This window comes from Sphingomonas sp. (genome assembly GCF_019635455.1).
Lineage (GTDB): Bacteria > Pseudomonadota > Alphaproteobacteria > Sphingomonadales > Sphingomonadaceae > Sphingomonas.
Map to the genome: position 1 here is coordinate 163,087 of NZ_JAHBZJ010000001.1, position 14,596 is coordinate 177,682.

A 14,596-nucleotide genomic window follows, 5' to 3' on the forward strand; every position below is an offset into this window, starting at 1 on the left:
CGGCGATCATGCGCCCGCAGGTGTCACTATCGGGTTACGAAATGGCGGGTTACGAAATGGCGGGTTACGAAATGGCGCGTCACGATCCCGCCGGTTCCAGTTCGCGCGCCAGCGCGGCCTCGATCGCGTCGATAAAGGCGGGGATATCGTCGGGGTTGCGGCTGGTGATGAGGTTGCCATCGACCACGACCTCCTGATCGACCACCTTTGCGCCGGCATTCTCCAGATCGGTGCGCACCGACGGCCAGCTCGTCGCGCGTCTGCCATCGACGACATCCGCCTCGACCAGCAGCCACGGCGCGTGACAGATCGCCGCCACCGTCTTGCCGTCGTCGAAAAACTCCTGGACCAGCGCCACCGTCCGCTCGTTCATGCGCAGCCTGTCGGGATTGCCGACCCCGCCGGGCAGCACGAGCGCGTCGAAATCCGCACTGTCCACATCGTCGACCGTGGCATCGGGGGTGATGGTCCGACCCTTTTCACCCCCGCTTTCCCCCTGGATCGGATCGGTCTTGAGCGATGCCAGCGTCACTTTCACCCCGCCATCGAGCAGCGCCTGACGCGGCTTCATCAATTCCGATTCCTCGAACCCGTCGGTCGCGATCATCAGCACGCGCGCCTGGGACAGATCGGCCATCTCGTTTCTCCTGCAATGACTGGATTCCCGCAGACAACCGGTGCCGCCGGGCGCGGTTCCGGAACGATGCGGCGGGATGCGCATTCATCACGCCATGACGAGGCCGGGATGAGTAAGCGCTTGCGATTCTGCGACGACAGCCACCCCGGGATCACCCGGCGCAAGGTGCGTGGCGGGTGGGGTTATTGGGGCAGCGACGGGAGGCGGATCACAGACCGCGACGAGATCGACAGGCTGAATGCGGTCGGCCTGCCCCCGGCCTATACCGACGCCTGGTATTGCCCGCACGCGAACGGCCATCTTCAGGCGACCGGAATCGACGATCGCGGCCGCAAGCAATATCGCTATCACCCCGATTTTCGCGCCGCGCGGGACGCCGCCAAATATGATCGCTGCGTGCCATTCGGCCATCTGCTGCCCCGGCTGCGCGCGCGGATCGCCGCCGACCTGCGCAAACGATCGCTGACGAAGGCGCGTGCGGTGGCGGCGGTGGTGCGGCTGCTCGACCTGGGCCATGTCCGCATCGGCAACGAAAGCTATGCGAAGGCCAATCGCAGTTTCGGCGCGACGACGCTGCGCAAGCGGCACGCGACGCTGAACGGTCGCACGCTCAAGCTCCAATATCGCGCGAAGTCGGGCAAGATGCGCGAATTGCGCATCAGCGACGGCAGCCTGTCGTCGTTCGTGAAGAAGTGTCAGGACCTGCCCGGGCAGCATCTGTTCTGCTGGCTCGACGACGCGGGCGAGGCGCACCCCGTGACATCCACCGACGTCAACGACTATATCCGCGAAGCGATGGGCGACGACTTCACCGCAAAGCATTTCCGCACCTGGGGGGCGAGCGTCATCGCGTTCGAGACGCTGGCGCGGGCGAAATCCCATATCGGCCTGAAAACATTGCTTGAACCGGTGACCCAGGCGCTGGGAAACACCCCCGCGATCGCCCGCAAATCCTATGTCCACCCCGATCTGATCGACCTGGCCAAGGATCGCGACGCCCAGGCGGCGTTCCGCGATTCGCTGGTTCTGCCGCGCACGACGCGCCATCTGACCCGCACCGAACGCGGCCTGATCGCGTTCCTGGAACGCGGCGGGATGACCGCCCGGGCCGCCTGAAAAGGAATTTCATGACCGTCAACAATACCGCCGCCGCCGGCGCCGCCGCCGCATCCGAAACCTCCGACGCGATGCAGGTGCATGCGCGCAACTTCGTCGGCGACGCGACCGCCTGGTTCCAGTCGCACTGGCTGCAAATCCTGATCGCGACCGGCATCGCGATCGCCATCGTGCTGGCGCTCCACCTGCTGCGCCGCTGGGGCATGAAATTGTGCGATCGCGCCGAAGGGCCGGCGGGATGGGGAACGATCATCGGCCGGGCGGTCGCGCGAACCGGAAATTTCTTCATCATCATGGTCGCGGCGCGGCTGGTCGCCGGCTATGCCGACCCCCCGGAAATGATCAACAAGACGATCGATTTCCTGTTCACCGTCGCCGCCGTATTCCAGGCGGCGATCTGGGCGCGCGAACTCATCCTCGGCGCGATCGAGAAAAAGACCGAGGCGGAAAACTACCATGGCGAGGCGCTGCTCTCCGCGCTCGGCCTGATCCGGCTGCTGGTGACGGTCGCGCTGTTCGCGGTCGCACTGGTGGTGGTGCTGGACAATCTGGGCGTCAACGTCACCGGCCTGGTCGCGGGTCTGGGCGTCGGCGGCATCGCGATCGGCCTGGCGGCACAGGGGATCTTCGCCGATCTGTTCGCGGCGCTGGCGATCATCTTCGACAAGCCGTTCCGGCGCGGCGACAAGATCCAGTATGACAACACGGTCGGCCTGGTCGAGGAAATCGGCCTCAAATCGACGCGGGTACGATCGTTCAACGGCGAAATCCGGGTGATTTCGAACAAGAACCTGCTCGACAAGGAAATCCAGAACATCTCGAACCGCGATCATATCCGCATCAAGCTGCCGATCGGGGTCGCCTATGAAACCCCGCCCGAGCAGCTGGAGGCGATGCCGGAGATGCTGACCGCGATCGCGCAGGACGCCGGTGGAACGGTGGCGCGCGCCAGCTTCGAGGATTTCGGCGACAGCTCGGTGAACTTCAACCTGTGGTTCGACATTGCCGGCGACGACTGGCCGACCGCGCACAAGGTTCGCGACAAGGTCATCATCGGCGTGCTTCGCCGGTTCGCGGCGGAAGGCATCTCGATCCCGTTCCCGACCCAGACCACCTATACGGCCGATCCCTCCGGCAAGCTCATCCTCCCCTATGCCGAGGTGCAGCCGGTGATGGCGGTGGATCAAACGGGCTGACGACCGCGATTCGCGGACACTCCATGAGTTTTCGAAGATCGGGTTTGGCGTTTTTGCATGCCGGAACCCTACGGAAGCGCTGCTTTTCCGGATTGCAGTAGGCTCCCTCTTGCCGATGGCCGCCGCTTGGGCCAGAAGCGCGCGAGAACATGCGAGAGGAGCCCGCAATGGCCGACGCCGCGACGGAAGAAACGATCACGATCGAGCAACTCGCCGAACAGGTGGGAAGCGAGCGCGTTTCCGACTGGGTCGAGGTGACGCAGGAGATGATCGACAAGTTCGCGGATGCGACCGGCGACCACCAGTTCATCCATGTCGATCCCGAACGCGCGGCACGCACGCCATTCGGCGGCACGATCGCCCATGGGTTCCTCACCTTGTCTCTGATGCCGTTGCTTGGCCAGAAGACGCCCCAGCCGCAAATCGCCGGCGTAAAGATGGGGGTCAACTATGGCGGCAACAAAGTCCGCTTCCTCACCCCCGTCCGCTCGGGCAGCCGGGTGCGCGGCCGGTTCAGGACGCTCGAACTGGTCGAGAAACGCCCCGGCCAGTGGCAACGCACCGACGAGTTCACCGTCGAGATCGAGGGGCAGGACAAGCCCGCCCTGATCGCCGAATGGATCGCCCAGATTTTTGTCTAGACAATATAGAGAAGGAAGTTTCGCATGCGCTCTGCCGTCATCGTCTCCACTGCCCGCACCCCGCTGACCAAGGCGGGACGCGGCGCGTTCAACAACACGCCGTCGGCGACGCTGGGATCCTATTCGGTCAAGGCGGCGGTCGAGCGCGCCGGCATCGACGGCGGTGAGATTGACGACGTGCTGTTCGGCGCCGCGGTGCAGCAGGGGTCTCAATCCCCCAACATCGCCCGGCTGGTCGCGCTGCGCGCCGGCCTGCCCGTCACCGTCCCCGGCATGTCGATCGACCGCCAGTGCTCGTCGGGCCTGATGACCATCGCGACCGCCGCCAAGCAGATCATCGTCGATCGCATGGACATCTGCGTTGCCGGCGGCGTCGAGAGCATTTCGAAGGTGTCGGGCAGCGGCAAGCTGTTCATCGAACCCGATCCCGAACTGCTCAAGATGCACAAGGACACCTATCTGCCGATGATCGGCACCGCCGAGGTGGTGGCCAAGCGCTATGGCATCAGCCGCGAGGCGCAGGACGAATATTCGCTCCAGTCGCAGCAGCGCACCGCCGCCGCCCAGGCCGCCGGCAAATATGACGACGAGATCGTCGCCTGCACCGCGACGATGGCGGTGGTGAACAAGGAGACGAAGGAGGTCAGCTACAAGGAGGTGACCGCCGATCGCGACGATTGCAACCGCCCCGACACCACGCTGGAGGGTCTTGCCAGCCTGAAGCCGGTCATGGGCGAGGGTCACACGATCACCGCCGGCAATGCCAGCCAGCTGTCGGACGGCTCGTCGGCCTGTGTCGTGATGGAGGAAAGCGTCGCGGCGAAGCGCGGCCTGACCCCGCTCGGCCGCTATGTCGGCATGGCCGTCGCCGGCACCGAACCGGACGAGATGGGCATCGGCCCGGTCTTCGCGATCCCCAAGCTGCTTGAGCGGTTCGACCTGAAGATGGACGATATCGGCCTGTGGGAACTGAACGAGGCGTTCGCCGTCCAGGTCCTGTATTGCCGCGACAAGCTGGGCATCCCCAATGACCGGCTCAACGTCAATGGCGGCTCGATCTCGATCGGCCACCCGTTCGGCATGACCGGCGCGCGTTGCACCGGCCACGCGCTGATCGAGGGGAAGCGGCGCGGCGTCAAATATGTCGTCGTGACGATGTGCATCGGCGGCGGCCAGGGCGCGGCGGGACTGTTCGAAGTCCTCTGACCCTCCAATATACCCCTGCCCCCTTCGACCTTCCGATCGGGACGGTGGAGGGGGCGGACGGCGGGCCGGTCGGCGCTGCGGCGCGCCGCCGGGCCTGCTTACCCCCCCCGGTCAAGGGCAGGCGCGCGGCAACCGGCTATTCCGGAGTGTAGAGGCCCGCGCGGATCCACCGGCTGGCCAGCCATTTGACGCCCCGTTCCACCGGCGCGCCGGCATGCCACCCGCGCTCGTCGCGCCGGCCGTCGTTCAGCGTGTTGCGGAACACCAGCGCGTCGCCGCGTCGTCCCGTCACCGACACGCCGATATCGGGAAACACCGTCTCCCCGCCGATATAGCCGTCGTTCAGCCAGATCAGCGCCGTCAGGATGCGCTGGTTCGCCCCCGGCGCGCCGGCATAGGCATCGTGATGGCGGCGGAATTGCTGGCCCGGCATGTAGCGCAGCACGTTGAGCGGCTCGCCCTGGCGTGGCGAGGTGCCGGTCGCCGCCGCGATCCGGCGATTGATATTGTGAACCACCAGATCCTCGTCCATCGCGAGGATCGACATGGCATGCGAGGTGCGGACTGGGTCCGGCACCCCCTCCCGCGTCCGTGGATCGACCACCAGCGCAGGTTGCAGCGCGGGTTCGCCGCACGCGACCAGCCAGTCGCATTCCGCGGCGCTCGCAAACCCCTCGATCCGCACGATCAGGGGCGCTTCCGACAGGATTTCGCGCGGCGCGCGCGTCGCCTGGTCGAGCGTCGGCGCCGTGTCCAGCAGCGCGAGCTGCCGCGCCGCCGCCTCGTCGCCGACCTTTGCCAGCATCGCCCTTGCCGCATCGAAATCGGCCGCGCAGCCGAGTCCCGCCGCGACCAGATAGGCGCGGGCGTGCGCGGCCCGGGCCGATCCCGTCGCGGCCGCCCGTGCCAGCGCGCCGTGCGCGGCGGCGAAATCCTGTGGGCCATAAAGGCCGAACAGGCGCCAGTCGGCAAGGCGATAGAGCATCGCGGGATCGTCGGCGCGGGCGCCACGTTCGACCATCGCGATCGCGTCATCGACCTGCCCCGCATCGATCAGCGTGCGCACGGGATCCTGTTCAGCCATCGTCGCTTCATGCCGGTTTGTGCGGTCCACGCAACCCTTGCGTGCGCATCGCGCTTGACGTCGCCCCGCCGCCACGCGAAGCCGCCGCCATGGGCAAGAGTTTCACCCACCGCATCCGCGTCGAGGCGCACGCCATCTGGCTCGCAGCGCGCGATCCCCGCACGCCCTTGCCGGCGAAACTGGTCGGCCTGCTCGTCGCCGCCTATGCGCTCTCGCCGATCGACCTCATTCCCGATTTCATTCCGGTACTGGGCCTGGTGGACGATGCGATCCTGATTCCGGCCGGGGTGTGGCTGTTCGAACGGCTGGTCCCGCGCGAATTGCTGGCCGAGCACCGCGCGACGGCGGAGGCCGCCGCGTCGCGCCCGGTGAGCAAATGGGGGGTGGCGATCGTCATCGCGCTCTGGGCGCTGATCGCCCTGCTCGCCTACGAATTCCTGACGCTCGGTTACGACTGAGCCGCGCGGTTCAACCGAACTGCGTGATCCAGCTTTCGAGCACCGGCGCGATCCGGGTGCGCCACTTGCTGCCGTTGAAGATCCCGTAATGGCCGACATCGGGCGCCATGTGATATTTCTTCATCCGCGCGGGCAGATTGTCGGCGATGGTCAGCGCCGCCTTGGTCTGTCCCAGCCCCGAAATATCGTCGCGTTCACCCTCCACCGCCAGCAGCGCGGTGTCGGTGATCGCCCCAGGATCGACACGGCGCCCGCGGTGCATCATCACACCGCGCGGCAGGGCGTGCGCCTGGAACACCACATCGATCGTCTGGAGATAGAATTCGGCGGTCATGTCGCACACCGCGCGATATTCGTCGTAGAAGGACATCGTGGCCTCGGCGCTCTCGCCATCGCCCTTCACCAGATGCTTGAACATTTCCCAGTGCGAGATCATGTGGTTGCCCAGGTTCATGGTCATGAAGCCGGCAAGCTGCAAAAACCCGGGATAGACCTGCCGCCCGGCGCCGGGATAGGTGCCGGGAACGGTCGCGATCACATTCTGCTGGAACCAGGCATGGGGCCGTTCGGTCGCGAGCGTGTTGACCGCCGTCGGCGCCTCGCGCGTGTCGATCGGGCCACCCATCATCGTCAGCGTACGCGGCGTATTGGGATGCTTGTCCGCATTCATCAGCGCGACCGCGGCATAGGCCGGGACCGAGGGCTGGCATACCGCGAGGACATGCGACCGCGCATCGCCCTCCCCGCCCATCACGCTCAGGAATTCGATCAGATAATCGACATAATCGTCCAGATCGAAGGCGCCATCGGCCATCGGCACCAGCTTCGCGTCGCGCCAGTCGGTGATGTACACATCCGCAAAGGGCAGCATCCGCTCCACCGTGCCGCGCAGCAGCGTCGCATAGTGACCGCTCATCGGCGCGACGATCAGCAGTTTCGGCCCGCCCGCCACGCCGTCGCGCACGAAGTGCTTGAGCTGGCCGAACGGCTTGCGCAGCGCGACCTCTTCATGCACCGCGACCCGTTTGCCGTCGATTACCGTCTCGTTCAGCCCGAATTCCGGCTTGCCGCGCGGCGCCGCCGCATGTGCGAAGACCTCAAGCGCGGAAGCGAGGATCGGGCCGCCGCCGAAATAGGCGAAGGGATTGGCCGGATTGTTCAGAAGTCCCGCACTGAAATTGGCGAATGCGCTGGCGCTCGCCAGCATCGAGCGCTGCATTTCATAAGCGTTGTACAACATCAAAAGTCACTGCCCCCACCGGCTTTCCACCCGTGACGGCGGAGGCGATCGGTTATAGCGGGGCGGTGTTGCAGTGCAACGTTCATCCATACCGAACTTTCGATGACAGTGATCGGTTCCCATCGCCCGCATGACGCGCTAGGCGGCGGGCATGGCCGACCCGAAACCGACGCCCCCCGCCGCGCCACCGCGAAAGATGTCGAACCTGATGGTGGTGTGGGGCTTCACCCGCCGCTACCCGGTTCAACTGGCGTTCGCGATCGTCGCGCTGCTGTTCGCCGCCGGCGCGACGCTGTGGATCCCGCGCACCTTCAAGGAGGTGGTGGACAAGGGCTTTGGCCCCGGCGCGGATCCGTCGCGGATCGGCGGCTATTTCCAGGGCCTGTTGCTGGTCGTCGTCGTGCTCGCGCTTGCCACGGCGGCGCGCTTCTTCTTCGTGTCGTGGCTGGGCGAGCGGACCGTGGCAGACATGCGCGCCGCGGTGCATCGCAACCTGCTGCGCCTGCCACCCAAATGGTTCGAGGAAAACCGGCCATCGGAAATCGCCAGCCGGCTGACCGCCGACACCGCCGTGGTCGAACAGATCGTCGGGACGACCGTATCGGTCGCGCTGCGCAACCTGCTCGTCGCAATCGGCGGGACGCTCTACCTGTTCGTGCTGGCGCCGAAGATCGCCGCCTATCTGTTGATCGGCATTCCGGTGATCGTGCTGCCGATCATGTGGCTGGGCGGGCGCGTCCGCCGCTTTTCGCGCACCAGCCAGGATCGCGTCGCGGATATCGGCGCAATCGCGTCCGAAACGTTGGGGGCGATGCGCATCGTCCAGGCATTCGGCCAGGAGCGTCGCGAGGGCGAGCGGTTCCAGGCCGCCGTCGATCGCGGTTTCGCCACCGCGCGCAAGCGGTTCGCAACGCGCGCCGTGATGACCGCGCTGGTGATCTTCGCGCTGTTCACCGCGATCACCCTCATCATGTGGGACGCGGTCCATGGCGTTGCGGAGGGGCGGATCTCGGGCGGGTCGATCACCGCCTTCGTCATCACCGCGGGCCTGGTTACCGGCGCGTTCGGCGCGCTGACCGAAGTCTATGGCGATCTGCTGCGCGCGTCGGGGGCGGCGGGGCGGCTCGCGGAACTGCTCGCGCAGGAACCGGACATCGCGCCCCCGGCAAACCCCGTCCCGCTGCCGATCCCGGCCGAGGGGCGGATCGACTTCGATCATGTCAGCTTCCGCTACCCGACGCGGCCGGAGGTATCGGCGCTGTCGGACTTCACCCTGTCGATCGCGCCGGGTGAGACGGTCGCGGTGGTCGGCCCATCCGGCGCGGGCAAATCGACGCTGTTTCAGCTCGTCCAGCGTTTCTACGACCCGGAAGCGGGCGAAGTGCGCGTCGATGGGGTGCCGGTCCGTGCCGCCGATCCGGGCGCGGTGCGCGCGCGGATGGCGATCGTGCCGCAGGAGACGGTCATCTTTGCCGCCTCCGCGCGCGACAATCTGCGCTATGGCCGCTGGGACGCGGGCGACGAGGCGATCTGGCAGGCGGCGGAGGCCGCCAACGCCGCCGAATTCCTGCGCGAGCTTCCCCAGGGCCTCGACACGTTTCTGGGCGAGGATGGCGCGCGCCTGTCCGGCGGGCAGCGGCAGCGGATCGCCATCGCCCGGGCGCTGCTGCGCGATGCGCCGATCCTGCTGCTTGACGAGGCGACCAGCGCGCTCGACGCGGAGAGCGAGCGGCTGGTGCAGGATGCGCTGGACCGGCTGATGGCCGGTCGCACGACGTTGGTCATCGCGCACCGGCTCGCGACCGTGCGCGCGGCGCAGCGGATCGTGGTGATGGAGGAGGGCCGGATCGTCGAGACCGGGACGCATGCCGATCTGGTCGCGAAGGGCGGCCTGTACGCGCGCCTTGCCGCGCTGCAATTCGAATCCGACGCGGGCTGAGGCGGCGGGGCCGGCACGCTCCCGCTGCCGCTTTGCGTGAGCCGCCAATGTCCCGTTTCGGATGCGACTCGAACGGTTCCGCGAACCACAGCTGTTCGCAAATAACCCCCTGATTTCAGCTATTTTTTACATCTCCCCTTTAGCGTGTTACCCAGATTGGCGAAAGGGGGGCGGCCATGCCGCGTCGCGGGTTTCTCAACAGGCGGGTGCGGCTCACCCACGCCGCCGGACTGCTGAGCGCCGCCGCCGATGTGGCGGACGCGGTGGCGATCCTGCGCGACCATGCGCGGGTGATCGCGGCGGCCGATGGGATCACCATCGTCCGGCGCGAAGGCGACGAGGTCTCCTATGTCGCCGAGGACGCGATGACCCCGCTCTGGACCGGACAGCGTTTCCCGCTCACCAAATGCGTTTCCGGACTGGCGCTGCTGGCCGGTGAGCCGATCCTGATCGGCGACATCCGCAATGACCCGCGGGTTCCGCTCAACGCCTATCTCTCCACTTTTGTCCTGAGCGTCGCGATGTTCCCGATCGGTCGCACGGCGGCGGTGGGCGCCTATTGGAAGGACGCCGGGCCGATCGATCCGGAGGCGGTGGAGTTGATGGCTGAGCTGGCAGAGGCGGCGAAACAGATTTTCGACCCCGACGCGCCACCGATCCTGCGGGCCGGCTGACCGCATTCATTGACTTCCGGCAGCAATGTTGCCATATCGCGCCGCAGCGAGGCGTCATGCAGCGTGATCGGGTTCCGGGACACATCCGGCCCCTGGCTCCGCCTCGGTTGATGTACAGGCTTCCCAAATCACGCGGGTCGTCAACTTTTGACCCCGCTTTCGCGCGTGCCGGCCCGGCGTGCGCGCAAGCCGATTCACACTAAGGTATTCCATGGAATTCAATCAACTCGGTCTCAGCCAGACCGTTCTCGCCGCGCTCGCCGCCAAGGGGTATGTCGAGGCGACTCCCATTCAGGCGAAATCGATCCCCGCGCTGCTCGAAGGGCGCGACCTGCTCGGCATCGCCCAGACCGGCACCGGCAAGACGGCGGCTTTCATGGCGCCCTCGATCGACCGGCTGGTCGCGTCGAAGCAGCGGCCGCAGCCGCGCGGCTGTCGCATGCTGGTGCTGGCCCCGACCCGCGAGCTGGCGAGCCAGATCGCCGAGAGCGCGCGCCAATATTCGAAAGGCACCGGCCTTTCCGTCGCGACCGTCTTTGGCGGCACTTCGGTTCACAAGAACAAGGTCGATCTGACGCGCGGCGTCGATATTCTGGTCGCCACGCCGGGGCGTCTGGTCGATTTGATCGACCAGTGCTGGGCGATCCTGTTCGGGATCGAGATCTTCGTGCTCGACGAGGCCGATCAGATGATGGACCTCGGCTTCATCCACGCGCTGCGCCGGATCGTGAAGGAGCTGCCGGCGAAGCGCCAGTCGCTGTTCTTTTCCGCGACCATGCCCAAATCGATCCGCGAACTGGCCGGCCAGTTCCTGCGCACCGATCCGGTCGAGGTAAAGGTGACGCCGCAGGCGACGACGGCCGAACGCGTCGAACAGCATGTGACCTTCGTCAACCAGACCGAGAAACAGGCGCTGCTGACCATGAAGCTGCGCACGCTCGACATCGATCGCGCGCTGATCTTCACCCGGACCAAGCATGGCGCCGATCGCGTCGTCCGCCTGCTCGCCGCCAATGGGGTCGCCGCCAACGCGATCCACGGCAACAAGAGCCAGCCGCAGCGCGAACGCGCGCTGGGCGAATTCCGCTCGGGCAAGGTCAAGCTGCTGGTGGCGACCGATATCGCCGCGCGCGGCATCGACGTCTCGGGCGTCAGCCATGTGTTCAATTTCGAACTGCCCAATGTTCCCGAACAATATGTCCACCGCATCGGCCGGACCGCGCGCGCCGGCAATGACGGGATCGCGATCAGCTTTTGCGCCGATGACGAGCGGCCCTATCTTCGCGACATCGAGAAGGTGACGCGCCAGAAGCTCAATATCGTCCCGCTGCCGGAGAATTTCGTGGCGGAGGCCAATGCGCTGAAGGCGGCGCGCGTCGCCGTGCCGATGACCCGCGATCAGGAAAACGGGCGTCGTGGCCGCGAGATGCAGCGCGACGGACGCCGCCCGGGTCCGGGTGGCCGTCACGGCCAGGGCCAGGGCCAGCAGGGCGATCGCGGACCGCGCGGCAATCCGCTGGGTAACCGGCGCCCCGACGAGATGCGCGGCGACGGTGCGCAACGCAGCGAGGGCGGCCCGCGCCGCGAGGGCCAGCCGGCCGGTGACAAGCCGCGTTTCTATGGCCCGCGCAAGAAGAAGTGGGCGGCCAGGCCCGCGGGGCAGCGCAGCGGGCGCGGCTGATCCGCGCGCGGCGGCGAGCCGTCAGCGATTGGCGGCGCGGCGCAGGCGGTCGTTGATCGCCGCGCCGATGCCGTCTTGCGGAATCGGCGCGACCGCGATTCGCGCGGCATCGGACATGTCGGCGCGGTGCAGCGCGTCGAACAGCCGCGCCGCCGCCTCGTCCAGATCGCCGGCAGCGGACAGCGTATCGTCGCCGGCGATCGCGCCAAAGCCGATCAGCCATTCCCCGTCCTGACGCGCGTCCGCGTCCAGCCGAACCGGCTTGGCCGGCGCGTAATGGCTGGCGATCTGACCCGGCGACTCCACCGTTTCGCCCGCCCCGCCCAGCCAGCGGCCGATTTCGCGCTCGATCCGTTCGGCCGGGATCGGCCCGGGACGCAACAGCCGGGGCGCCCCGCCCAGCGCGACGATCGTCGATTCGATCCCGCCGCTGGTCGGACCGTCATCGACGATCAGCGCGATCCGCCCGCCCAGGCTGGTCGCGACATGGCTGGCGCGGGTCGGGCTGATCGATCCGCTGGCGTTCGCCGACGGCGCGGCCAGCGGCCGATCGGTGGCGGCCAGCAACGCCTGCATCGCGCGATGCTGCGGCACCCGGATCGCGACCGTCTTCAGGCCGGCGGTGGCCGCCGCCGCGATCGGCGCGTCGGGGCGCAACGGCAGCACCAGCGTCAACGGTCCCGGCCAGAACGCGTCGGCCAACGCGCGCGCATCCCGGTCGAACATCGCGATCCGCTCCGCCGCGTGCCGGTCCGGGACATGCACGATCAGCGGGTTGAACGCCGGCCGACCCTTGGCCGTATAGATGCCGGCGACGGCGTCGCTGCTGGTCGCGTCGGCGGCGAGCCCATACACCGTCTCGGTCGGCACGGCGACGCATCCGCCCGTCGCGATCAACGCGGCGGCTTCTGCGATCGCGGCCTCGCCGTAGGGTAAGGTTCGGGTGTCGAAGCGCGGATTTGGAAGCTGCATGTCTGCTGGCTATAGCGCCTGCGAAACGGCGGCAAGAGAGGACCGATGACCTTTACCCCAGCGACAAGTGAGCAACGTTTCGTGCTCGAGCATGTGTCCGGCCTGTCAGAACTGGGCGTCGAGGGCGATCTGGTCGATGCGGTGCTGGAGGGCGCCGGCGCGTTTGCGGCCGGGTCGTGGGCGCCGCTGGACCGCGTTGGCGACACTGACGGGCCGAAATGGACCGACCGGGGCGTGCGGATGCCGGCGGGGTTCGGCGACGCGTACCGATCCTATGTCGAGGGTGGCTGGGGGACGATCGGCGCGCCCGATGCATTTGGCGGCCAGGGTCTGCCGCTGAGCCTGGCGACGGCGGTGCTGGAGACGCTGGGCAGCGCCAATATGGGGCTGGCGCTGGCACCGACGCTGACGGTCGGCGCGATCGAAGCGCTGATGCATCACGGCACGCCGGCACAGCAGGCAGCGTATCTGCCGCAGCTATCGACCGGCACATGGACCGGCACGATGAACCTGACCGAGCCGCAGGCGGGCAGCGACGTCGGCGCGCTGAAGGCACGGGCCGAGCCGCGCGGGGACGGCACGTTCAGCATTACCGGGACAAAGATCTTCATCAGCTTCGGCGATCACGACATGGCCGACAATATCGTCCATCTGGTGCTCGCCCGAACGCCCGGCGCGCCGGCGGGGACAAAGGGCATTTCGCTGTTCCTGGTCCCCAAATACCGGCTCGACGCGGACGGCAATCCCGGCGCGTTCAACGATGTGCGGGTGGTGTCGATCGAGCACAAGATGGGGTTGCACGCCTCCCCCACCTGCGTGCTTTCGTTCGGGGACGAAGGCGCATGCGTCGGCGAGCTGATCGGCCCGGAACTGGGCGGCATGCGGGCGATGTTCACGATGATGAACAACGCCCGGCTCAATGTCGGGCTACAGGGGGTGCAGGTGGCCGAGCGCGCGACCCAGCGGGCGATCGCCTATGCGCGCGAGCGAGTGCAGGGCGCGCGCGCCGGATCGGCAAGCCGGGAAAGCGTGGCGATCATCGAACATCCCGATGTGCGGCGCATGCTGCTGCGGATGCGGGCGCAGACCATGGCGGCGCGCGCGCTGGTCTATTACGCGTTCGGCCAGCTCGATCGCGCCAATACGGGCGACATGGCGGCGCGCGCGCGGGTCGATCTGCTGACCCCGCTCGCCAAGGCCCATGGCACCGACCTGGGCAATGAGGTGGCGAGCCTGGGCGTGCAGGTCCATGGCGGCATGGGCTATATCGAGGAAACCGGCGCGGCACAGCATTTCCGCGATGCGCGGATCACCCCGATCTATGAAGGAACCAACGGCATCCAGGCGGCGGACCTGGTCGGGCGCAAGCTGACCGGCGACGGCGGGGCGGCACTGTTCGCGCTGTTCGCGGACATGCGCGAGGAGGCCCGCGACGCCGGGTTGATCGCTCTGATCGACGCGTGCGAGGATGTCGCCCGGCACCTGCTGGACGCCGGCATCGACGACCGGCTGGCCGGATCCTATCCGTTCCTCACCATGCTCTCGGTTGCGACCTGTGGCTGGCTGATGGAGAAACAGGGTCGCATCGCCGCCCAGGGCCAGGACGACCCCGATTTCCGCGCCCTCAAGGCCAGCGCCGCCCGCTTCTACGTCGAACAGATCGTTCCCGAAGCCACCGGCCTCAAATCGGCCGCCACCGCCACGGCCGACATCCTCTACGCCCTCACCCCACAGCAACTCGCCGGCTAGGCG

13 protein-coding genes are annotated in these 14,596 nt (G+C 67.3%); 9 read left to right on the top strand and 4 right to left on the bottom strand.

The window, feature by feature from the left end; translation table 11 throughout:
- Window positions 1-79: 79 nt before the first annotated feature.
- A complete protein-coding gene (locus tag KF783_RS00815) occupies window positions 80-637 on the bottom strand; it encodes a type 1 glutamine amidotransferase domain-containing protein (RefSeq protein ID WP_294075991.1) in 558 nt (185 codons plus the stop codon).
- Between the two features lie 108 nt (window positions 638-745).
- Here KF783_RS00815 and KF783_RS00820 point away from each other — a divergent pair, with 108 nt between their 5' ends.
- The 4 genes from KF783_RS00820 (at window position 746) to KF783_RS00835 (ending at window position 4,796) form a co-directional block, all read left to right on the top strand.
- Complete coding sequence (locus tag KF783_RS00820; protein ID WP_294075992.1) at window positions 746-1,753, top strand: DNA topoisomerase IB; 1,008 nt, start codon at window positions 746-748, stop codon at window positions 1,751-1,753.
- 11 nt (window positions 1,754-1,764) lie between these two features.
- Complete coding sequence (locus KF783_RS00825) at window positions 1,765-2,949, top strand: mechanosensitive ion channel family protein (RefSeq protein ID WP_366511677.1); 1,185 nt, start codon at window positions 1,765-1,767, stop codon at window positions 2,947-2,949.
- 167 nt (window positions 2,950-3,116) lie between these two features.
- A complete protein-coding gene (locus KF783_RS00830) occupies window positions 3,117-3,590 on the top strand; it encodes a MaoC family dehydratase (protein WP_294075993.1) in 474 nt (157 codons plus the stop codon).
- Between the two features lie 24 nt (window positions 3,591-3,614).
- Window positions 3,615-4,796 (top strand): acetyl-CoA C-acyltransferase, encoded by a 1,182-nt coding sequence (locus KF783_RS00835; RefSeq protein WP_294075994.1) that lies wholly within the window; start codon window positions 3,615-3,617, stop codon window positions 4,794-4,796.
- A gap of 136 nt (window positions 4,797-4,932) precedes the next feature.
- On the opposite strand, the gene KF783_RS00840 is transcribed toward KF783_RS00835, so the two are convergent.
- On the bottom strand, window positions 4,933-5,880 hold the full coding sequence (locus KF783_RS00840; protein WP_294075995.1) for a 2OG-Fe(II) oxygenase: 948 nt from the start codon (window positions 5,878-5,880) through the stop codon (window positions 4,933-4,935).
- 41 nt (window positions 5,881-5,921) lie between these two features.
- Here KF783_RS00840 and KF783_RS00845 point away from each other — a divergent pair, with 41 nt between their 5' ends.
- Window positions 5,922-6,338 carry a YkvA family protein gene (locus KF783_RS00845; RefSeq protein ID WP_366511679.1) on the top strand — a complete coding sequence of 139 codons (417 nt, stop codon included), beginning with the start codon at window positions 5,922-5,924 and terminating at the stop codon, window positions 6,336-6,338.
- A 10-nt stretch (window positions 6,339-6,348) separates the two neighbouring features.
- On the opposite strand, the gene phaZ is transcribed toward KF783_RS00845, so the two are convergent.
- Window positions 6,349-7,578: a polyhydroxyalkanoate depolymerase gene (gene phaZ / locus KF783_RS00850; RefSeq protein WP_294075996.1), complete on the bottom strand. Its 1,230-nt coding sequence runs from the start codon at window positions 7,576-7,578 to the stop codon at window positions 6,349-6,351.
- Between the two features lie 151 nt (window positions 7,579-7,729).
- On the opposite strand from phaZ, the gene KF783_RS00855 reads away from it, so the two are divergent.
- The 3 genes from KF783_RS00855 to KF783_RS00865 all read left to right on the top strand — a co-directional run bounded on the left by KF783_RS00855 (window position 7,730) and on the right by KF783_RS00865 (window position 11,872).
- On the top strand, window positions 7,730-9,517 hold the full coding sequence (locus KF783_RS00855; protein ID WP_294075997.1) for an ABC transporter transmembrane domain-containing protein: 1,788 nt from the start codon (window positions 7,730-7,732) through the stop codon (window positions 9,515-9,517).
- Between the two features lie 176 nt (window positions 9,518-9,693).
- Window positions 9,694-10,191: a GAF domain-containing protein gene (locus KF783_RS00860; protein ID WP_294075998.1), complete on the top strand. Its 498-nt coding sequence runs from the start codon at window positions 9,694-9,696 to the stop codon at window positions 10,189-10,191.
- 211 nt (window positions 10,192-10,402) lie between these two features.
- Entirely contained in the window at window positions 10,403-11,872 is a 1,470-nt protein-coding gene (locus KF783_RS00865) for a DEAD/DEAH box helicase (RefSeq protein WP_294075999.1), read from the top strand.
- 21 nt (window positions 11,873-11,893) lie between these two features.
- On the opposite strand, the gene KF783_RS00870 is transcribed toward KF783_RS00865, so the two are convergent.
- Entirely contained in the window at window positions 11,894-12,844 is a 951-nt protein-coding gene (locus tag KF783_RS00870) for an L-threonylcarbamoyladenylate synthase (RefSeq protein WP_294076000.1), read from the bottom strand.
- A gap of 45 nt (window positions 12,845-12,889) precedes the next feature.
- On the opposite strand from KF783_RS00870, the gene KF783_RS00875 reads away from it, so the two are divergent.
- The gene (locus KF783_RS00875; protein WP_294076001.1) at window positions 12,890-14,593 is read left to right on the top strand and encodes an acyl-CoA dehydrogenase; all 1,704 of its coding nucleotides are present in this window, start codon (window positions 12,890-12,892) and stop codon (window positions 14,591-14,593) included.
- The last annotated feature ends 3 nt before the right edge of the window (window positions 14,594-14,596 follow it).